The 18,216-nt window shown below is 56.2% G+C and carries 20 protein-coding genes; 8 read left to right on the top strand and 12 right to left on the bottom strand.

Annotation, left to right across the window (positions count from 1 at the left end):
- Positions 1-24 precede the first annotated feature (24 nt).
- The 5 genes from DXD39_RS03960 to DXD39_RS03940 all read left to right on the top strand — a co-directional run bounded on the left by DXD39_RS03960 (position 25) and on the right by DXD39_RS03940 (position 4,102).
- Complete coding sequence (locus DXD39_RS03960; protein WP_006236002.1) at positions 25-459, top strand: FHA domain-containing protein; 435 nt, start codon at positions 25-27, stop codon at positions 457-459.
- A gap of 3 nt (positions 460-462) precedes the next feature.
- Positions 463-1,341 carry a MerR family transcriptional regulator gene (locus DXD39_RS03955; RefSeq protein WP_117757797.1) on the top strand — a complete coding sequence of 293 codons (879 nt, stop codon included), beginning with the start codon at positions 463-465 and terminating at the stop codon, positions 1,339-1,341.
- 40 nt (positions 1,342-1,381) lie between these two features.
- On the top strand, positions 1,382-1,912 hold the full coding sequence (locus tag DXD39_RS03950) for an adenine phosphoribosyltransferase (protein ID WP_117803181.1): 531 nt from the start codon (positions 1,382-1,384) through the stop codon (positions 1,910-1,912).
- A 59-nt stretch (positions 1,913-1,971) separates the two neighbouring features.
- Positions 1,972-3,069 carry an NlpC/P60 family protein gene (locus DXD39_RS03945; RefSeq protein ID WP_199576482.1) on the top strand — a complete coding sequence of 366 codons (1,098 nt, stop codon included), beginning with the start codon at positions 1,972-1,974 and terminating at the stop codon, positions 3,067-3,069.
- Positions 3,070-3,235: 166 nt separating this feature from the next.
- Positions 3,236-4,102 carry a DegV family protein gene (locus DXD39_RS03940; protein WP_117803179.1) on the top strand — a complete coding sequence of 289 codons (867 nt, stop codon included), beginning with the start codon at positions 3,236-3,238 and terminating at the stop codon, positions 4,100-4,102.
- A 73-nt stretch (positions 4,103-4,175) separates the two neighbouring features.
- Here the strand turns inward: DXD39_RS03940 and DXD39_RS03935 are convergent, their stop codons facing one another.
- Together DXD39_RS03935 and DXD39_RS03930 are read right to left on the bottom strand one after the other, a co-directional pair.
- The gene (locus DXD39_RS03935; RefSeq protein ID WP_199572072.1) at positions 4,176-4,787 is read right to left on the bottom strand and encodes a DUF1836 domain-containing protein; all 612 of its coding nucleotides are present in this window, start codon (positions 4,785-4,787) and stop codon (positions 4,176-4,178) included.
- A 154-nt stretch (positions 4,788-4,941) separates the two neighbouring features.
- Entirely contained in the window at positions 4,942-5,880 is a 939-nt protein-coding gene (locus DXD39_RS03930) for an NAD(P)/FAD-dependent oxidoreductase (protein ID WP_117803178.1), read from the bottom strand.
- A gap of 118 nt (positions 5,881-5,998) precedes the next feature.
- On the opposite strand from DXD39_RS03930, the gene DXD39_RS03925 reads away from it, so the two are divergent.
- Positions 5,999-7,300, top strand: a complete 1,302-nt coding sequence (locus DXD39_RS03925; protein ID WP_117803177.1) for a glycosyltransferase — start codon at positions 5,999-6,001, stop codon at positions 7,298-7,300.
- Positions 7,301-7,694: 394 nt separating this feature from the next.
- Here DXD39_RS03925 and dut read toward each other — a convergent pair whose 3' ends face one another.
- The 3 genes from dut to DXD39_RS03910 are packed head-to-tail and all read right to left on the bottom strand — an operon-like array spanning position 7,695 to position 9,087.
- Entirely contained in the window at positions 7,695-8,138 is a 444-nt protein-coding gene (gene dut / locus DXD39_RS03920) for a dUTP diphosphatase (RefSeq protein WP_117803176.1), read from the bottom strand.
- A gap of 4 nt (positions 8,139-8,142) precedes the next feature.
- The gene (gene nrdR / locus DXD39_RS03915; protein ID WP_022093781.1) at positions 8,143-8,586 is read right to left on the bottom strand and encodes a transcriptional regulator NrdR; all 444 of its coding nucleotides are present in this window, start codon (positions 8,584-8,586) and stop codon (positions 8,143-8,145) included.
- Positions 8,587-8,637: 51 nt separating this feature from the next.
- Complete coding sequence (locus DXD39_RS03910) at positions 8,638-9,087, bottom strand: LysM peptidoglycan-binding domain-containing protein (protein ID WP_158565417.1); 450 nt, start codon at positions 9,085-9,087, stop codon at positions 8,638-8,640.
- A 142-nt stretch (positions 9,088-9,229) separates the two neighbouring features.
- Between DXD39_RS03910 and lexA the strand changes: the two genes are divergently transcribed.
- Positions 9,230-9,895 (top strand): transcriptional repressor LexA, encoded by a 666-nt coding sequence (gene lexA / locus DXD39_RS03905; RefSeq protein ID WP_006235988.1) that lies wholly within the window; start codon positions 9,230-9,232, stop codon positions 9,893-9,895.
- Positions 9,895-10,599, top strand: coding sequence for a heparan-alpha-glucosaminide N-acetyltransferase (locus DXD39_RS03900; protein WP_117790399.1), 705 nt, complete (start codon positions 9,895-9,897; stop codon positions 10,597-10,599). The genes lexA and DXD39_RS03900 overlap by 1 nt, the downstream gene beginning before the upstream one ends.
- Here the strand turns inward: DXD39_RS03900 and hflX are convergent.
- The 7 genes from hflX to DXD39_RS03865 form a co-directional block, all read right to left on the bottom strand.
- Positions 10,584-11,873, bottom strand: coding sequence for a GTPase HflX (gene hflX / locus DXD39_RS03895; RefSeq protein ID WP_117803174.1), 1,290 nt, complete (start codon positions 11,871-11,873; stop codon positions 10,584-10,586). The two genes, DXD39_RS03900 and hflX, sit on opposite strands and share 16 nt — an antisense overlap.
- Positions 11,873-12,811 (bottom strand): tRNA (adenosine(37)-N6)-dimethylallyltransferase MiaA, encoded by a 939-nt coding sequence (gene miaA, locus DXD39_RS03890; protein WP_117803173.1) that lies wholly within the window; start codon positions 12,809-12,811, stop codon positions 11,873-11,875. Before miaA ends, hflX begins: the two co-directional genes overlap by 1 nt.
- Entirely contained in the window at positions 12,811-14,181 is a 1,371-nt protein-coding gene (miaB, locus tag DXD39_RS03885; RefSeq protein WP_117803172.1) for a tRNA (N6-isopentenyl adenosine(37)-C2)-methylthiotransferase MiaB, read from the bottom strand. The genes miaA and miaB overlap by 1 nt, the downstream gene beginning before the upstream one ends.
- A 45-nt stretch (positions 14,182-14,226) precedes the next feature.
- A complete protein-coding gene (locus DXD39_RS03880) occupies positions 14,227-14,544 on the bottom strand; it encodes a stage V sporulation protein S (protein ID WP_006235982.1) in 318 nt (105 codons plus the stop codon).
- Between the two features lie 74 nt (positions 14,545-14,618).
- Positions 14,619-15,704, bottom strand: coding sequence for an ATP-binding protein (locus tag DXD39_RS03875; RefSeq protein WP_006235981.1), 1,086 nt, complete (start codon positions 15,702-15,704; stop codon positions 14,619-14,621).
- Position 15,705: 1 nt separating this feature from the next.
- Entirely contained in the window at positions 15,706-17,256 is a 1,551-nt protein-coding gene (rny, locus tag DXD39_RS03870; RefSeq protein ID WP_117803171.1) for a ribonuclease Y, read from the bottom strand.
- A 257-nt stretch (positions 17,257-17,513) separates the two neighbouring features.
- Positions 17,514-18,206 (bottom strand): regulatory protein RecX, encoded by a 693-nt coding sequence (locus tag DXD39_RS03865; RefSeq protein WP_117564289.1) that lies wholly within the window; start codon positions 18,204-18,206, stop codon positions 17,514-17,516.
- Positions 18,207-18,216: the final 10 nt, after the last annotated feature.

The raw sequence follows: 18,216 nt of genomic DNA, 5'->3' as shown, positions 1-18,216 counted from the left end.
GTCCGCGATAAGTTAGGGGTTGTCATGGACAACATGGTTAACAATATGCCTCAGAATGATAAGACTGCTGACGCTACCTGCGTATTCCGCGTGCCTTCAAGCGACGTCACCGTTCCCGACCTCATGGCCAACGTGCGCATCACCGCCCCCGTTCTGTCCATCGTCAAGGGTCCGCAGACTGGTGCCGCCTTTGAGCTCGAGGACGACGTGACCACCATCGGCCGCGATCCTGCGAACGGCATCTTCCTCAATGACATGACCGTATCGCGCAGCCACGCGCGCATTATCCGCGAGGGCCTCGGCGCTCGCATCGAGGACTTGGGCTCGCTCAATGGCACCTGGGTCGACGGTGCCATCGTCAATGCAGCCCCGCTGCACGACGGTTCTTCCGTCCAGATCGGTACGTTTACGCTCATCTACCACGAGAGCACGCCGGAGCGCATCGAAACCGGTGAGTAGGGCATGGCCGAACGCAACTATCTGAGTATCGGCCAAGTCGTCAACCTACTTCGAGGCGCATACCCCGATCTTTCGAACTCAAAAATTAGATTTCTAGAAGATGAGGGGCTCATTACCCCTCATCGTACGCCTAAGGGATACCGTCAATACTCTAAGGAGGACGTTGATCGCCTGGAGGTCATCCTGCATTTGCAGAAGACCCGCTACATGCCGCTCAACGTGATTAAGCAGCGCTTGGAAAACGCCACGGACCTGTCAACGCTCGCTTACGAGGTGGGCTTGCTGTCCGATGTTCCGCTCAAGACGGAGCCCAAGGAGACTAAGCAAAAGCTGCATCCCATTGAGACCATTCCCGATATGCTGGGCGTCGAGATTTCGTTTATCCGCTCGCTCGCCGAGAACGACCTCATTCGCATCATCAAGAGTCCGCAGAATCGTGAGCTCGTCGATGGTCGCGATTTTCCAATCATCCGCTACTGCTCCGAGCTGTCACGCTTCCATATCGAGCCCCGCAACCTGCGTCAGTACGTGTCTTCCGCCAACCGCGAGTCCTCGATGTTTGAGCAGGTGCTCGTGAGCATGCTCGGCATGGACACCTCCGATGACGAGCGCGACGCCAAGCTCGAGCGTGCGTTTAAGAAGCTTCACGACCTGACGGAAGGCGTGCACACCGCGTTGCTCAAAAACCGCGTTTTTGAGTCGCTCAACGCCGTGGTCGAGGATGCCGATATCGATGCACTCGATGAGGAAATCGCTCGCTCCGAGTCCACCAAGGCCAAAAACGAAGAAACTGCCGCGCCGGCTTCACACGAGGATTCTCTCGTAAAGCCGCTCAAGGTTGTCGCCCCTTCGCAATCCGACACTGTCACCGCGGGCAAATAACAGCTACCGCTTATCCGGCAACCCATTGAAAGGTCATGCAATGTACGACTTCGAATCTCAAATCGTCGACATCCCCGACTATCCCGAGCCCGGAGTCATCTTTAAAGACATCACGCCGCTCTTTGACAACCCCGAGGCGCTCAAAGCCATGACCGATGCCCTCGCCGAGCACTTTGCCGGCATGGGAATCACCAAGGTCGTGGGTCCCGAGGCCCGTGGCTTTATGGTTGGCGTACCGGTGGCTGTAGCCCTTGGCGCCGGCTTTGTTCCTGCACGTAAACCGGGCAAGCTGCCGCGCGAGACCGTAAGCCAGAGCTACGAGCTCGAGTACGGAACGGATTCCATTGAAATCCATGCCGACGCTATCAGCTCTAAAGATACCGTGTTGATTCTGGACGACTTGGTCGCGACGGGCGGAACCGTCGAGGCAACAGGTAAACTGGTGCGAGATATGGGCGCAAAGCTTGTCGGTTACGGTTGTATCCTTGAGCTTGCGTTTCTCAACCCGCGCGAGAAGCTCACGCCGTCTGATGATGATGTGGAGCTCTTTAGCCTGGTGACGGTGGACTAGCCGTTACCCTTAGTTACTGGAAAGGAAGCTACATGCGCACAGCAAACACGCACAAAAACATGGCACGCTGCGCTGCTACGGCAACCCTCGCTTGTGTTTTGGGCTTGGGCCTCGCGGCTCCTGCCTACGCCGATACCGCATCCGACCTTGCCGCTGCTCGTACGAAACTCGAGCAGATCGGCACCCAAACCCAGCAGATTTACGATGAGCTTGCCACGCAGACGCAGGCGCTCGATCAGACTGCCGGCGAGATCACGCAAAAGCAGCAGGAGATCGCCGATGGTCAGGCCAAGCTCTCGACCTATGTCGCCGGCGAGTACAAAACCGGCGGTCTGAGCCTGCTTCAGGTTCTGACGGGTGTCGATGATCTGAGCGATATGCTCAACCGTCTGTTCTACTACGGCAAAGTTTCCGATAAGCAGGCTCAGACCATTCAAGAGGTAAAGGAGCTTAAGCAGCAGCTCACCGATAAGCAGGCCGAGCAGGAGAAGAACGTCGCCGCCACGCAAAAGAAGGTCGACGAGCTTAATGCTCAGCAGGCTGAAGCCCAGAACGTCGTAAATTCCCTGGATTCGCAGCTGCAGGCCGAGCTTGCCGCCGAGGCCGAGGCCAATGCCGCACTGCAGGCCGGCATCAACGCTAGCACCGCCGAGAAGGCCACGGTGAGCAACGAGACTGCCGGTACGACCGAGAACACCAACAACGGTGGCCAGACCAGCAATAACAACCAGGGCGGCAACACTCCGGCTCCTACGCCGACACCCGCTCCGACGCCGCAGCCCTCCACGCCTGCTCCGGCTCCGACGCCTTCTGCTCCGAGCCAGTCCGTCGATGGCGGTTCTGTTGTCTCGCGTGCATACAGCAAGCTTGGTTGCGCTTATTCCTGGGGCGGAATTGGCCCGAACAGCTTCGACTGCTCTGGTTTTGTTAGCTATTGCCTCACTGGTCGCTATTGCCGCCTCGGCACCACGGGTACCTTTATGGGCTGGACGCGTGTGTCTGATCCGCAGCCCGGTGACGTTGTTGTCAATTCGTACCACACCGGCATTTACATCGGTGGTGGTCAGATGATTCATGCTTCCGACTACAACACGGGTGTTATCATCAGCTCCGTTGCCGCCGGCATGAACAACAACTATATCTTCGTGCGTTACTAAGTCATCTTACACAGCGTGTGAATGTGGACCTCGTGGCTTTAAGTCGCGAGGTCCATTCTTTTTTTCTCTAATCTTGTACGGCTATCTAGTATTCAAAACTAGATAGCCGTACATTCAGTTTGCAAGATGGCTATAATTGTTGAGGAACAATTAGAAAGGACCCTCTATGAGCTGGGCACTTATCTCCGATTCAAGCTGCAACCTCCGCGATTGGCAACCGACCGCGCCCCATACCACCTTTGCATTTGCGCCCCTCAAAATTCGAGTGGGGGAGCGTGAATTCATCGATGACCTTTCGCTCGATGTTCATGAGCTCAACTGCGCTGTTCAGGCGGAGACGAACGCTTCTTCGAGCGCTTGTCCCAGCGTAGGGGAGTGGGCCGAGCTCTTCAAATTGGCAGACAAGACCATCTGCATGCCAATCTCTGAGGGCGTGTCGGGCAGCTACAATGCGGCAGCCACGGCTCGCGATATGGTTCTTGCCGAGGAGCCCGACCGGCAGATTCATCTAGTCAATTCGCGCGCAGCTGGCGGCAAAATGGACCTCATTTTCTTGCTGTTCGACCGCTATCTTGCAAGCAATCCGGATGTCTCATTCGAGGACGCTTGCGCATACTTCGATAGCCTTGAACAGAACAGCAAAATCCTCTTCAGCTTGTGCAATTACGAAAACCTGGCCAAAGCCGGACGTATCCCTAAGGCAGCCGGCGTCATTGCCAACAAGCTCAATATCCGCATTTTGGGCACGGCGAGTGAGGCCGGTAAAATCGAACTCGTCGGTCACACGCGTGGCGAAAAGAAGATGCTCAACAAGATCATCGATACCATGGAAGCCGAGGGTTTTACGGGCGGCGAGGTCGTCATCGATCACGTTGAGAACGAAGCTGGAGCCCATACGCTTACTGACCGCATAGTCGAGCATTGGCCCGGCTCCAAGACTATCATCATGCCCTGTAACGGGCTAGATTCCTATTACGCCGAGATGCACGGCCTCATCATCGGCTACGGCATGGGCGTGGCTTCGGGCCAATAACGTCCAACCAAGCAAAAATACGGGCGGGACAAAGTGACAGATGGCCCTTTGTTCCGCCCGTTATATACGTTGGCTAGCTATTAAACCCATTAAACTTTAGATAGCTCATCAGGTACGCCTTCGAAACGAAGGATGAAACCGCACTGCGCACAAGCAGCGACTCACGCGTTACCTGATGCGCCGTATCGGGAACCGGCGCCTGCTCGACGGAAAACGCCGAACGAATCGATGCCTCGAGCTGATCGACCACATAATCGAAGGCCGTCGGGGCATCGTAGCTCAAACGCTGAATGTTAAAGAGTGCCTGCACCGCAGCAATAGGTAACACCTGCTTAAAGAGGCAGATAGCGATCAGGCGGGCAATCTGCTCGCGGCCATATTGCTTTTTAACCGGAGCAGGCACCAGGCCGACCTTAACGTAGTTGTTGATCATCGATGGCGTAATGACGGGCTGCTCAACGCAAATGGACAGCGGCTCCATCCACAGCGCAACATACTCAATAACCTGGTCGCGATAGAGCGTCACATTGGGCAACTGGTCATAGCGCGACAGACTCAACGTATTGAGTTTGCACACGATTTCGGACTGAATAAATGCATCGGGCAGCACCGTGGGCTGAATATCCTCAGGCTTAATACTGACCGACGAATCGGACATCGGAATAACGTGTTTAACGTGGTTCATAAAGGTCCTCCGTTCATTTACTATATTGTATTCTAGGTTATCTAGTTTTGCATACCACATAGCCGGCAAGTAAAAGTGGTTGGACAACACATTGATGCATCGTCCAACCACTTTGTGTAAAGATAGCAACCTTACATAAGATATATTATCGTACTTATCCACGGAGAAACGCGTATGCGCTCGTTGCCGCTATGGCTCCGTCCGAAACAGCGGTCACAACCTGGCGTAAACGCTTGGAACGGATATCGCCGGCTGCGAATAAGCCGGGCGTACGGGTGGCCATCGAATCGTCGGTGACAATGCCGCCGTCAGGAGCCAGATCGACTAGATGCTCAACCAGCTCGGTATGCGGCAGCATCCCCGTAAAGACAAAGATGCCAAACGAGCCAGGTTCAAATGACTCGGTATGAGTCTCACCGGATGCATTGTCCTTAAAGGTGATCGTCGTTGGCATTGCTTCGCCCGAGAGCTCCACAATACTAGTTTGGTACCTAACTGTAATATTGTCCTTTTCGAGTACTTTCTGAACAACACCATCAGGCGCACGAAACTGGTCGCGGCGCAGCACGATGGTCACGCTGGTGGCAATGTCTGACAGGAACAGCGCCTCTTCGCATGCCGAATTGCCACCACCGATTACAAAGACCTGTTTGCCGCGGAAGAACATGCCGTCACATGTTGCGCAATATGAAACGCCACGACCGCGATACGTATCCTCGCCTGCGAAACCTGCCGGACGCGGCGTGGCACCCATGCAAGCGATAACGCTCGAGGCCAGCGTATCGCCCATATCGTGATGTACCGTAAACAACGCTGCATCGGCATCGTAATCGATACCCGTAACCATGCTCCATGTAACCTGTGCTCCCAGGCCCTCTGCATGCTGCTGAAAACGCTCGCCGAGTTCGGCGCCACTCAGGAGCGGGAAACCCGGATAGTTCTCGACCTCATTGGTTGTGGCGATCTGCCCTCCCGACATGCCCTGCTCAATCACGGTCGTCGTCAGGTTGGCACGCGCAGCATAAATGGCGGCAGCATAGCCCGCGGGGCCGCCACCGATAATCGCAACATCGATCGGCTTATCGGTAGTCATGAAGCGTCCTTTCGTCGAAACGTTGTCGTTCTTTGCGCTCGTACCCAAATTTACGTGAACGTGACACTCATGCACTACAATGATAAAACCGTATTACAAAGCTGAAGGGGAGTTATCGATGGATCAGGCGCAGACGAGTGACGACGCTCCCCTGCTCACGCACAGCACTCCTCAATCGGAGCAAACCACGCTCCTGGCTCAGCAAAAACCTCTCGTGACCATCGTGCACGCCTCCGTTGGCTCGGGCCATAAGGCCGCCGCAAATGCGATTGCGCAGGCTTTCGACCTCATCCGCGGCACCAATGGCATCCCCGAGGATGTTGAGATTGAAGTGCTCGATATCCTTGATTTTGGACGTATTAAATTCGACGGTAATAAGACCGCGGCTTCTTTTACGGGAGCCACGCGCCCCATTTACGACCTGACCTGGAGATATACACTTACGGGACATCTTCTCTGGGGTGGCGGCACGGCATGGTCGCGAATCATGTTCCCCGCCTTCAACGAATATATTCGTAGCCGCAGGCCCATAGCCGTGGTCGCAACGCACATCACAGCAGCCAATGTTGCCGTGGGTGCCCGCATAATTACGGGTATCGATTATCCAGTCATCTGCGTACCGACCGACTACGAAGTCGAGGGCTGGTGGCCCCACAAGGACACCGATCTATTCTGTGTTGCCAACGAATTTATGTCCGAAACGCTGCGTCCGCGCAAGGTGCCCGAGGCAAAGATTCGCATTACCGGCATTCCTATTCGCGCCGGATTCGACACGGATTACGATCGCGAGGAAGAGCTAGCCAAGTTCAACCTCCCCACCGACAAGACCGTCGTGCTGGTTATGGCCGGCGCCAGTTTACCTCAACCGTACGTCCGCTTTCGCGCGGCGATGGACCAGACCCTCCCCTTCCTACGCAGCTTTGAGGACATGCATTTTGTCTTTTTGCCGGGCAAGGATGAGGAATACGCCGACCGCCTCAAGACGCTCTTCGACGCCATGAAGCTCGAAAACGTTACGGTTCTGGACTACGTGGACGACATGGCGGCCCTCATGCACGGCTGCGACCTGGCAATTCTCAAATCGGGCGGACTCACCGTCACCGAGTGCCTGTGCGCGCATCTGCCGATGATCCTGCTGGGCAAGTCCTATGGCCAGGAAAAGGCCAACACCACGATGCTCACCGGCATGGGCGCCAGTATGCATGTCACCACCGCACGAGAACTCATCGTAACCCTGCGCCACCTGCACGACCATCCCGAATCACTCAAAGCGCTACTCATCAACGGCGAAGTTCTACGCCGCCCCCACGCAGCCGAAGACATAGCCATCGCAACCATGGAGCTCGTAGGCAAACCCCAAAAGCGCAAAAGAGCCTTTTGCCGCTTCTACTGGGGCGGAAAACCCGCGCATATCCGCTAGCGTCTTTATGTCCGCTTGCCTGCGGGAGGCCCCTATATATCATCCCGTGCTCAAACATTCTCGCTTCGCTGCGAAACTGCGCGCGGGACGATATATAGGGGCCTCCCGCAGGTAAGCTGCGTTAACGTACCAGCGGCTATACCAGATTCCCCACCAGTAGAATCTGCAAAGGGGAACCAGAAAATATAAATACAGTAAGTCGATGCGACAAAGGAGGCGTCCCTTCATCGCATCGACTTACTAGAAAAGTAAATATTGTTTCAAGCGAGTAGCCGCCCGCCCGGGGCTTACCTATATCGTTCCACGCGCAGTTTCGCAGCGAGCGAAGCGACGCGAGAATGTTTGAGCATGGAATGATATGTGTGAGAGGCGGGCGGGAGGGATAAGAGCGTCCCTAGGCGACGCCGCTGGAGCCGAAGCCTCCTTTGCCTCGGTCGGTTTTGTCTAGTTCTTCTACTTCTACGAGGTTGACCGTGGGGACTTCTTGGATGACGAGCTGGGCGATGCGGTCGCCTTTGTTGATTTGGATGTCGTTGGTGGGATCCAGGTTGATAAGGATAACCTTGAGTTCTCCTCGGTAGTGGGCGTCAATGAGGCCCGGCGTGTTGACTATAGACAGGCCCTGCTTGATGGCCAAGCCGCTGCGGGGCTGGACGAAGCCGGCGTAGCCGTCGGGCAGGGCGATGGCCAGCCCAGTAGAGACCAGACGGCGTTCGAAGGGCTTCAGGACGCAGTCCTCGTTGGAGCGCAAATCCAAGCCGGCATCGGTGGGATGGGCGTATTTGGGAAGCTCGAGGGTGGGGTCGAGACGCTTTATGTTGACGGTAATGTTGGACATGGAATCACCTTAGCTTGTCGAGCTCTTGCAGAAATTCATCGACGTCTTTGAAATCGCGGTAGACCGAGGCAAAACGGATGTACGCAACCTTGTCGATCTTGGCCAAGCGCTTGAGCACCATGTCACCCAACTCATGGGACGTGACGGCCGTCAGCGTGCGAGAGCGAAGCTCGACCTCGATGTCATCGATAATCTCATTGAGCTTCTTAGTGTCGATATCGCGCTTGATGGTGGCGCGCATCAAGCCGACAAGAAGCTTATTGCGATCGAACCGCTGCTTAGTTCCATCTGACTTAATGACCTCGATAGGGTCCTCGCATCGCTCAAACGTTGTAAAGCGGTAGTTACACGAGCAACATTCGCGACGGCGCTTAATGGTGTTATTTGACTCCTGCATACGGGAATCAACGACGCGGGTATGTGCCTTGCCGCATTTGGGACAGCGCATGGTACCTCCTCTTAAACGATAACAAGGGTACCATGCGCAGCGCGATAATGATTACGAACGAGCAGGAACCTTAAGATGCGCACCGGCGGCGAGCGAACCATGCTCCAGATGATTGACGCTACGGATCATGTCGGAAGTCTCTTGCGTGGAAAGGCCTTCGATTGGATATTCTTCGGCAAGCGACCAAAGAGAATCGCCAGGCTGAACGCGAATGGTCTCGTAGGTAATGTTGGAAACGGACTCGGCATACGCGGCGTGACGAGCGCTAAAGACCGACATAGCGAGGACAAAGAAGAGCGTAAGCGCAACGGCGACGGCGACAATCGTCGGAACCTTCAGGGCAACGCGGGCCGGCGCGACTACAGCCTGCTGATTGCGCGCAGGCTTTACGGTCAAAGGCTGAAAGCCGGAGCGGCCACCCTGAACAACCGTAAAAGTGGGTTCTGCAGGCGTCTCGAGCTTAAGGGCGAGGTTTCCCTGGACCATATTCGTTGCGTTCATCATGTTCTCCTCTCGCGTGTTTTGCTGAGAACAGTTTTATCAAGCCGCGCGGACAAAAATGTCTAGCGCGAGAACGAATGTTCGGTTATTATTATCTTCGAACAGTTGTTCCTGTCAAGCAAAATTCGAACATTTGTTTGACATGGGTAGAGAGGATGCCCTGATGGCTCGCAAAATTACCAAGCGTCAGCAGCAAATTTACGACTTCATCAAGGAATATCAGCAGGAGAAGGGTTATCCGCCCAGCGTGCGCGAGATGGCTTCTGCCGTGGGCCTTTCCTCCCCCAGCACCGTGCACGCCCATCTCTCTGCCCTGGAGGCGCGCGGGCTACTCAAGCGCGATGCCACCAAGCCGCGCGCCCTGGAACTCTTTAACGAGGATGGTTCCTCTGTCTCAATTTCCAAATCTGACGAGCCCACCGCACCTCGCGGAACGGTCTCGCTACCGCTCGTTGGTCGCGTCGCGGCTGGGATTCCCATTCTGGCCGAGCAGAATATCGAAGACACGTTTACTATCCCGACCGAAATCGCCACTGATCAGGGTTCCTTTATCCTTGAGGTGCATGGGAGCTCAATGATCAATGTCGGCATCTTCAATGGCGATTACATCATCGTCCGTGAACAAAAGAGTGCCATGAACGGCGAAATTGTCGTGGCCATGATTGATGGTTCGGCGACCGTCAAGACGTTCTACAAGGAGCAGGGGCGTGTGCGCTTGCAGCCCGAGAACGACACCATGGAACCTATCTATGCAACGAATCCCGTTATCCTGGGCAAAGTCGTCGGCTTGATGCGCCGGTTCTCGTAATGCAAAAACGCATAACCATCTTTGATACCGTCCGCGGGTTTACGATGATTTCTATGGCAGGTTTTCACGCTTGCTATGATCTCGCCTACCTGTACGGCTGGGATATGCCTTGGTTTACCCAGACTGTCTTTCAAGACGTCTGGCGCGCCAGCATCAGCTGGGTATTTTTGTTTATCGCGGGTTGGATGTGCACTCTTTCGCGCAACAATATCAAACGTGCCGCCAAATACGCCTTAGCAGCACTCGTTGTCTGGTTGGCAACAACACTTGTCTCATTCGACGATTCGGTTAATTTTGGCATCATCTACTGCATGGCCGCATGCACCGGCATCGTGGCGTTGACCGATCCCGTCCTTAAGAAGATAACGGCGAGATGGGGCATGCCCCTATGCCTTGTGTTGTTCGCCCTCACCTGGAGCATCCCCAAAACGATCTACCCTGTCCCCTACCTGGCGTGGCTGGGATTTCCGAGCCCTGGGTTTGTCTCAGGTGATTACTACCCCATCATCCCGTTTATCTTTATGTATCTTGCAGGATACTTCGCCGCACACATAGCGCAGGGAATCGATAAGACCGTCCCCAGCTGGGCCTACGCCAACCCCCTGCCGGTGCTCGCCGGCCTTGGACGTCACGCACTCCCCTTTTATCTGCTGCATCAGCCCATCATTCTGGGCATTTTGGAGCTCGTCTACTCGGTGCGATAACGCTCGAGCCGCGGTGCAATACGAGCCGGCAACTTCGCCACAATGCGAACACCGTCCTCGAGATATTCCTCATGCAGAAGGGTTCCCTGCTCATGCACCAGCGTGATGAGAGCGCCCTCGCGATACGGAATATCAGCGGAAAGCAACACATCGGTGGCAGCTGCCTCGCGAGCAATGCGATCAACGAGATCGTCGAGCCCCTCGCCCGTTTGGGCCGAGAACAGAACGGCTTCCGGATAGCGACGACGGAAACTCAATCGATCAACGCTATCGAGAAGATCGATTTTATTGAATACGGTCAGCGTTAAACGCTCTCCGGCGCCGATCTCATCAAGCACGCGGTCGACAGCCTCCAGCTGCCGCTCATAGTCCTCGTCAGACGCATCTACGACTTTGAGAATTAGATCGGCACCCAAAACCTCGGACAGCGTCGATTTAAAGGCATCGACCAGACCATGGGGCAGCTTTTGAATAAAGCCGACGGTATCGGTAATCGTCATGCCGCGACCGCCGGGCAGGCGATACGAACGCGTCGTCGGGTCGAGCGTAGCAAACAGCTTGTCCTGCGAAAGTACCGTAGAGCCGGTCAGACGATTGAGCAACGTCGATTTACCGGCATTGGTATAACCGGCTAACGCGACGCGAAACGCCGGTGACTCAATGCGGTTCTTGGATTGAACATCGCGACGCTGTTCAACCTGCTTGAGCTCACGACGAAGCGCAGCGATCTTATTACGAATGAGGCGACGGTCGACCTCGAGCTGACTTTCGCCCTGACCAAAACGTGAGCCGATGCCGCCGCGCGTCTGCTCCTTGGCGAGATGGCTCCACATGCCACGCAGGCGAGGCAACAAATATTGAAGCTGTGCCAGCTGTACCTGCAGGCGTCCCTCACGCGTCTGAGCATGCAGGCCAAAGATATCTAGGATCAGTGCTGTACGATCGATAATCTTTACCGGCTCGCCCACGGCTTTCTCCAAATAGGATTGCTGCGAGGGGGTCAGGTCGTCGTCAAAAATAACGACATCGGCATCCATGCGATGCACCAGGCCGCACAGCTCTTCAACCTTACCGGAACCGATAAACGATTTAGGATACGGCTTTACCAAACGCTGCGACAAGCGTGCCACGCACCGGGCACCAGCTGTGTGGGCAAGACGCTCCAGCTCATCAAGCGAGCGATCGAGCGGCCATGCATTGTCGCACCACTCAACACCAACTAAAATGGCACGCTCGGGCTCGGGTGCCGTGGGAACAAGGGGGAAACGGGCCATTAGGCAGCCTCAATACGATGCAGGATATCCTCAACGACCTCATCGATCGTACATTCATCCATATCAAACCACGCGATACGGTCATCACGCTTAAACCACGAAAGCTGACGCTTGGCATAACGACGCGAACGCATCTTAATGAGTTCGCGAGCCTCATCCATGCTCATCACGCCATTGAAAGCATCGATGATCTCTTTATAGCCAATTGCCTGCATCGACGTCAGGGCATCACCCAGCCCCTGGCCCATAAGACCGCGGACCTCATCGACAAGACCCTGCTCAAACATCAGATCGACGCGCAGGTTAATGCGCTCGTAGAGCACCTCGCGATTACGCGTCAGACCAAACCATAGGGCATGATAATGCTCGTGCGGAACACTAAACTGCGACTTTTGCTGCGCATAGGAGACGCCATCATCATGCATCTCAAGCGCGCGAATCACACGCCGCACGTTATGGGGATGAATAACAGCAGCCGATTCTGGATCGCGCTCGGCAAGCAGGGCATGCAGCTCTTCCTCGCCAATACGCTCGAAAAGCTCCTGATAGCCCGCACGGCGATCGTCCTCAAGTTCACCCGAGGGAAAGTCCATCTCATCGAGGGCAGCCTTGAGATACAGCCCCGTACCTCCGCAAAAAACCGGCAGGCAACCCGAACCAAGGAGACGTTCAACATGCGCGCGAGCGTCAGCCTGATAAAGCGCAGCAGAATATGCCACACCCGGCTCTACAATGTCGACGAGACGCAGCGGCGCCGTGCACTCATCGGGCACCATCTTTGCGGTACCGATGTCCATGCCGCGATAGATTTGCATCGCATCGCACGACAGCACTTCGGACGAAAGACGAGCTGCCAAACGGTCGGCAACATCACTCTTACCAACCGCCGTCGGACCGACGATCGCAACGGCGGAAAGACCTGCCCCGGGAGAAACCATTAGCGCGGCTCGCCCACAACGGAGCCGGACAAATACCAGGTCTTGGCAACGTCAACGTCAACATCAACGATCCTACCAACAAGCTGATCGATGCTGTAACCCTCGGGGATAGGCGCATGCACGGTCTGATTCTTGGGACTCTTGCCCAGCAGGACCGCGTCGTTCTTTTTACTCGTTCCCTCAATGAGCGCCGGAACCACAGTATGAAGCTCGCCCTGGTTATACTCGTGTGCCGTGGTCTCGATAACCTTAACCAGGCGGTTGAAACGCTCAAGAATAACCTCATGCGGCGTAGGATCGTCAATTTCGGCGGCCGGAGTACCGGCGCGCTTGGAATAGATGAAGGTATAGGCCTGAGCATAGCGGACCGTCTCGGCAAGTGAGAGCGTCTGCTCAAAGTCTTCTTCAGTCTCGCCCGGGAAGCCAACGATAATGTCGGTCGAGAGCGCGATATCGGGCATGCGGTTGCGAATGCGATCGACCAGGCCCAGATAGTCCTCGCGTGTATAACGACGATTCATCTCTTTGAGGATCCGCGTCGAACCTGACTGGACGGCCAGGTGCAGTTGCGGCATAACGGCAGATGTCTCGGCCATGGCGTCGATGGTCTCGGGCAGCAGATCCTTGGGATGCGAAGACGTAAAGAAGATACGCTCCACGCCCGTATCGCCCACGGCACGCAGCAAATCGGCAAAACGCGGCTTGCCAAACAGATCGCGACCATATGAGTTAACGTTTTGGCCCAGCAGTGTAATCTCACGCACGCCCTGGCGCACCAAACCGGTCAGCTCATCGACAATTTCCTCGAAGGGGCGGCTCTTTTCGCGACCGCGCACGTACGGCACGATGCAATAGGTGCAGAAATTATTGCAGCCCGTCATGATAGGCACCCAGGCGTGATACTGGGTCTCGCGATGCCACGGCATGCTCATGGCATCCGTATCCTCATGCTCATTGGTGCGGATATGACGCTTGCCGTCCAGGAACGCCTCGGCAATGAGCTCGGCCACATGTGCGATGGAATGCGTACCAAAGATGACATTGACGTTATCGACGTTGGTGAGCAGGCCCTCACCATCGCGCTGCGCGATGCAACCGCCAACGGCAACCACGCGCTTGCCCGAAGGCGAAGGCGGCAGGCTTTTGCAGGAATTGCACTGACCGTACAGGCGAGTATCGGCGGCCTCGCGCACGCAGCACGTCATGAAGACAACGATATCGGCATGCGCGGGATCGAGCGCCATGAGGCAGCCATACGAATCAAGCAGACCGCTCACACGCTCGGAGTCGTGCTGATTCATCTGGCAGCCAAAGGTGCGGATAAAGTAGGTTTTACCGGCAAGAATATCGCGTACGGAACGCTGGTCCATGTGCATAAGTCCTAACGATGGGGAGCGAAACGAGGCAAGCAGAAGCTATGCCACAGGCTTAACATCATCCATGACGACGTTATCCATAGCAGCTCGATTGATCTGGTGAACGTAGATAGAAAGGCGGATGGCCGTGCGCGACTCCCCGTTAATGAGGATGTCGGAGAACACGGGCGCGCAGGAAATATCAAAACCGGTTGGAATCAAAAAACCGCGCGCGATAGCAACGGCCTTAATGGCCTGGTTGACGGCACCGGCGCCGACACACTGGATGTTGACGGGTACACCATCCTTGACCATGCCGGCGATGGCGCCGGCAACGGACGCGGGCGATGATTTGCTTGATACCTTCAGGCAATCCATGAAGAAACTCCTGCATTTAAAAGTACGTTTTAACTGCAATAACTGTATCGTACCGAGTGGACTCGGTAAAGGCACTATTCCTCTTTGGCAAGATCAAAGGTCACGGTGATTCGATCACGCGAAACACGGATCTTTGGGTCGCCGCAAAGGTTGAGATAGTACCGGGCGGCAAGGTCATTAAAGTCGCGTTCCACAGCGCGCGAAAACTGTGCCATGTCATCCTTGGCAATACGTAGCCCGCGACGATCCTTCGCGAGATCGACAGGAGCCGGCGCATGCGAGGACGAATCACGCTCGCGCAGCAGACGCGCGGTCACACCGCGAACGGGCTTAATCTGCCCTGCCAAAATGCGATGGGCCGTGCGCTCGGACATCTCAAGACCCAAACCCGAACAAATACGGATAAAGTCCTCGGCATCAGAAGCAAGGCCTAAACGATCGACAACCGGAAGCTCGCTCTCGTCATCAATGAACAGGAGACGAGACGTATCGAGCCGACTTGACGCCTGAGCATAAAGGGTCGCGGCAATCTCAGACGGAGAACCAAGATAGACATCGCAACCACGCAACTCCTCGAGCGCAAACTCACAAGCAGCGCGAATAATATTATGTGGACCGCGAGCGCAGACATAACGTCCGTCCTCATCCTTGACGGCCTGGGGCCAGCTGGACTGATCGGCACGCTCACTGAGGCGGTCGGCCGCAACGCTCACCTTGAAGGCTGAACCAAGATCGACGCCGGACGTGACCACACGGGCCTCATCGGTGTTCTGCTTGATCGAAAACAATGCCATGCCACGACCGTGAACGCCCCAACGGTCCATCTTCATGCTCTCGAGCTTGGAGGTAACGCGGGCATCAAAGATTCGCTCTTGCATATCCTGCGGAACGCCCGAACCGTTATCCAGAAAGACAAGCGTGCGGACGCCGTCTTCCTTGGTCGTGGCGAGATAGACCTTGTCGGCGCCGGCATCGCGAGCATTACGGAGCATTTCGATGACGATATCCTCGACATGCTGAATGTCGTGCTTTGCCTGGCGCCGCTCGGCCTCCGAAACGCGGAGGCGGACATACCCCTCGCCAAGGTTCTCCTCGACGCGAAGGTTGCCCTCCCCCGACATCGACGCGATAAATGAGATGAGCTCGTTCGCGTCGCTCATGTTATTTAGCGATATCGACAGCGCGGCTCTCGCGAATCACGACGACGCGCACCTGACCGGGATACTCCATCTCTTCCTCGATCTGATGGGCGATATCGTGAGCCAGGACCGTGGACTGGGCATCGGAGATCTTGTCCGGCTGAACCATGACGTGGACCTCGCGACCAGCCTGCATGGCATAGGTGCGCTCGACGCCGTCATGGGAGTTGGCGATCTCCTCGAGCTTCTCAAGACGCTTGATGTAGTTCTCGGCAGACTCGCGACGGGCACCGGGGCGAGAGGCAGAGACAGCATCGGCGGCCTGCACCAGGACATCGAGCACCGTGTTGGGGTCGACATCGGCATGGTGAGCCTCGATAGCGTGGACGATAACGGGCTTCTCGCCATAACGGCGGGCCAGCTCGGCGCCGATGACGGCATGCGGGCCCTCGACGTCATGGTCGATTGCCTTGCCCAGGTCGTGCAGCAGGCCAGCGCGCTTGGCAGTCACAACGTCCAGGCCAAGCTCGGAAGCCATCACGCCGCACAGATCAGAGACCTCGAGGGAGTGCTGAAGTACGTTCTGACCAAACGAGGTACGGTAGCGCAGGGCACCAAGGGTCTTGACGATCTCGGGGTGCAGGTCGTGGATGCCGGTATCGAAGGCAGCCTGCTCGCCAGCCTCGCGCACGCGCTGCTGAACCAGGTCGGCGGCCTTGTGATACATCTCCTCGATACGGGCAGGGTGAATGCGGCCGTCGGCGATGAGGTTCTCGAGGGCGACACGGGCGGTCTCACGACGGACCGGGTCGAAGCTCGAAAGAACGACGGTCTCGGGCGTGTCGTCGATCACGAGGTTGACGCCGGAAACCTGCTCGAAGGTCCGGATGTTGCGACCCTCGCGACCGATGATACGGCCCTTGAGGTCATCAGAGGGAATGTGCACGGAGGTAACGGTGACCTCGGCAGTGTGGTCGGCAGCGCAGCGCTGAATCGCCAGAGACAGAATTTCCTGGGCGGTCTTGTGGCACTCGGCGCGAACCTGCTGCTCGGACTCGCGAATGATCGTGGCGGCCTCGTGGGTGACCTCGCCGCGAACCTTATTGAGGAGCTCCTTGTGGGCGTCCTCGCGGGTAAGGTCGGCGATACGCTCGAGCTCGGAGGTCTGCTTTGCGCAGAGCTCCTCGAGCTCACGGGAGCGCTTCTCGACCTGACCGGCCTGGCTGGACAGCTGATGCTCGCGCTTGTCGAGAGCGTCGTTGCGGCGATCGAGGGATTCCTCGCGCTGCATCACGCGGTTCTCGAGCGTACGAATCTCGTTCTTACGCTGCTTGTCCTCGGCCTCGGCGGCCTGCTTGTTCTTGATGATCTCCTCTTTAGCCTCGAGCAGAGCCTCTTTTTTGAGGGTCTCGGCCTGACGCTTAGCATCACCGATCAGGGACTCAGCCTGTGCGTGTGCCGACTGGATTTTTTCGTCGGCCTCGTGAAGACTACCCTGCTTGGCGGTGCGCATGTAGGCAATGGCGGCGATGGCACCCAAAATGATGCCAACGAGCGCTGCGATGATAGGCATGCTCACTCCTTTTTATGGATTCGTTACACAACAAAGCGAACCGTCCTTACGAACGGCTCGCGACATTTGAGTAATATGGGCGCAGCTTATGCGGGTCGGATACAGATAAACATATAAACAAACTCATCACAGATGAGCACATATCACAAAGCAAATGACAGTGTTTATCGTACGTTGAACCACAACAACTGTCAAATAAATGGCTCCAGCACGGCGGCTAAAACGCGGTGAACGGCAGGGCCACAAAACGCATACGCCTAAACCGCACATTCCTCACGTTCGGCATCGAGACGTGCCTTAACGGCATCGGCGGCGATGTGATACGAGAAGCCCTTACCCATCAAAAACCGAACCAGTTTTTCGAATCCGCGCGTCTCTGGAACACGCCGCTTGGCGAGCAAGGCTGACGCACGCGCCAAATCGTCTTCGACGGCAAAATAATCCTCCGGATAACCGGGAATGTCATCGAGCACGACATGACGGCGCTTGAGCTCGGTCTCGATTTTACGCTGTCCCCAACCGCGCCGCTTGCGTTCCTCGATAAAGTACGAGCAAAAGCGGTTCTCGTCTAAAAAGCGATACTCGGTGGCGCGCTCGACGGCGAAATCGATCGCGGGCTGGCGAAAGCCGTAGCGTGCCAACTTGTCACAGACCTCACCCGTCGCATGGTCGCGTCGCGATAGCATCTCGGTCACCATGGTAAGTGCACATTTACGCTCGATGAGCTGCACCGCTTCACGAAAGTTATCCCAATCACAGGGAAGATCGGGGCGATTTTTGACATACAGGCGCGCGACCCGCACGGGAATCCAAATGGACCGCTCAAAACCGCCCTCAAGCTCACAATCGATATGTGCGCAAGGCTTTTTGGACGCATACCCGCTCGAGAAAGAGGAGGCCGCCTTCTTATCGGGAAAGACGACCGTGGCCTCGGTCACCGTATACGACATGAGCGTAACC

This window comes from Collinsella sp. TM04-29, assembly GCF_003466565.1.
Classification (GTDB): Bacteria; Actinomycetota; Coriobacteriia; order Coriobacteriales; family Coriobacteriaceae; genus Collinsella.
This window is presented reverse-complemented; position numbering and strand designations above follow the sequence as displayed.

What these genes read in the sequence shown, in the direction of transcription:
- DXD39_RS03960 (WP_006236002.1), top strand. Translation starts at nt 25, where the DNA reads ATGGACAACATGGTTAACAATATGCCTCAGAATGATAAGACTGCTGAC.
- DXD39_RS03955 (WP_117757797.1), top strand. Translation starts at nt 463, where the DNA reads ATGGCCGAACGCAACTATCTGAGTATCGGCCAAGTCGTCAACCTACTT.
- DXD39_RS03950 (WP_117803181.1), top strand. Translation starts at nt 1,382, where the DNA reads ATGTACGACTTCGAATCTCAAATCGTCGACATCCCCGACTATCCCGAG.
- DXD39_RS03945 (WP_199576482.1), top strand. Translation starts at nt 1,972, where the DNA reads ATGGCACGCTGCGCTGCTACGGCAACCCTCGCTTGTGTTTTGGGCTTG.
- DXD39_RS03940 (WP_117803179.1), top strand. Translation starts at nt 3,236, where the DNA reads ATGAGCTGGGCACTTATCTCCGATTCAAGCTGCAACCTCCGCGATTGG.
- DXD39_RS03935 (WP_199572072.1), bottom strand. Translation starts at nt 4,787, where the DNA reads ATGAACCACGTTAAACACGTTATTCCGATGTCCGATTCGTCGGTCAGT.
- DXD39_RS03930 (WP_117803178.1), bottom strand. Translation starts at nt 5,880, where the DNA reads ATGACTACCGATAAGCCGATCGATGTTGCGATTATCGGTGGCGGCCCC.
- DXD39_RS03925 (WP_117803177.1), top strand. Translation starts at nt 5,999, where the DNA reads ATGGATCAGGCGCAGACGAGTGACGACGCTCCCCTGCTCACGCACAGC.
- dut (WP_117803176.1), bottom strand. Translation starts at nt 8,138, where the DNA reads ATGTCCAACATTACCGTCAACATAAAGCGTCTCGACCCCACCCTCGAG.
- nrdR (WP_022093781.1), bottom strand. Translation starts at nt 8,586, where the DNA reads ATGCGCTGTCCCAAATGCGGCAAGGCACATACCCGCGTCGTTGATTCC.
- DXD39_RS03910 (WP_158565417.1), bottom strand. Translation starts at nt 9,087, where the DNA reads ATGAACGCAACGAATATGGTCCAGGGAAACCTCGCCCTTAAGCTCGAG.
- lexA (WP_006235988.1), top strand. Translation starts at nt 9,230, where the DNA reads ATGGGTAGAGAGGATGCCCTGATGGCTCGCAAAATTACCAAGCGTCAG.
- DXD39_RS03900 (WP_117790399.1), top strand. Translation starts at nt 9,895, where the DNA reads ATGCAAAAACGCATAACCATCTTTGATACCGTCCGCGGGTTTACGATG.
- hflX (WP_117803174.1), bottom strand. Translation starts at nt 11,873, where the DNA reads ATGGCCCGTTTCCCCCTTGTTCCCACGGCACCCGAGCCCGAGCGTGCC.
- miaA (WP_117803173.1), bottom strand. Translation starts at nt 12,811, where the DNA reads ATGGTTTCTCCCGGGGCAGGTCTTTCCGCCGTTGCGATCGTCGGTCCG.
- miaB (WP_117803172.1), bottom strand. Translation starts at nt 14,181, where the DNA reads ATGGACCAGCGTTCCGTACGCGATATTCTTGCCGGTAAAACCTACTTT.
- DXD39_RS03880 (WP_006235982.1), bottom strand. Translation starts at nt 14,544, where the DNA reads ATGGATTGCCTGAAGGTATCAAGCAAATCATCGCCCGCGTCCGTTGCC.
- DXD39_RS03875 (WP_006235981.1), bottom strand. Translation starts at nt 15,704, where the DNA reads ATGAGCGACGCGAACGAGCTCATCTCATTTATCGCGTCGATGTCGGGG.
- rny (WP_117803171.1), bottom strand. Translation starts at nt 17,256, where the DNA reads ATGCCTATCATCGCAGCGCTCGTTGGCATCATTTTGGGTGCCATCGCC.
- DXD39_RS03865 (WP_117564289.1), bottom strand. Translation starts at nt 18,206, where the DNA reads ATGTCGTATACGGTGACCGAGGCCACGGTCGTCTTTCCCGATAAGAAG.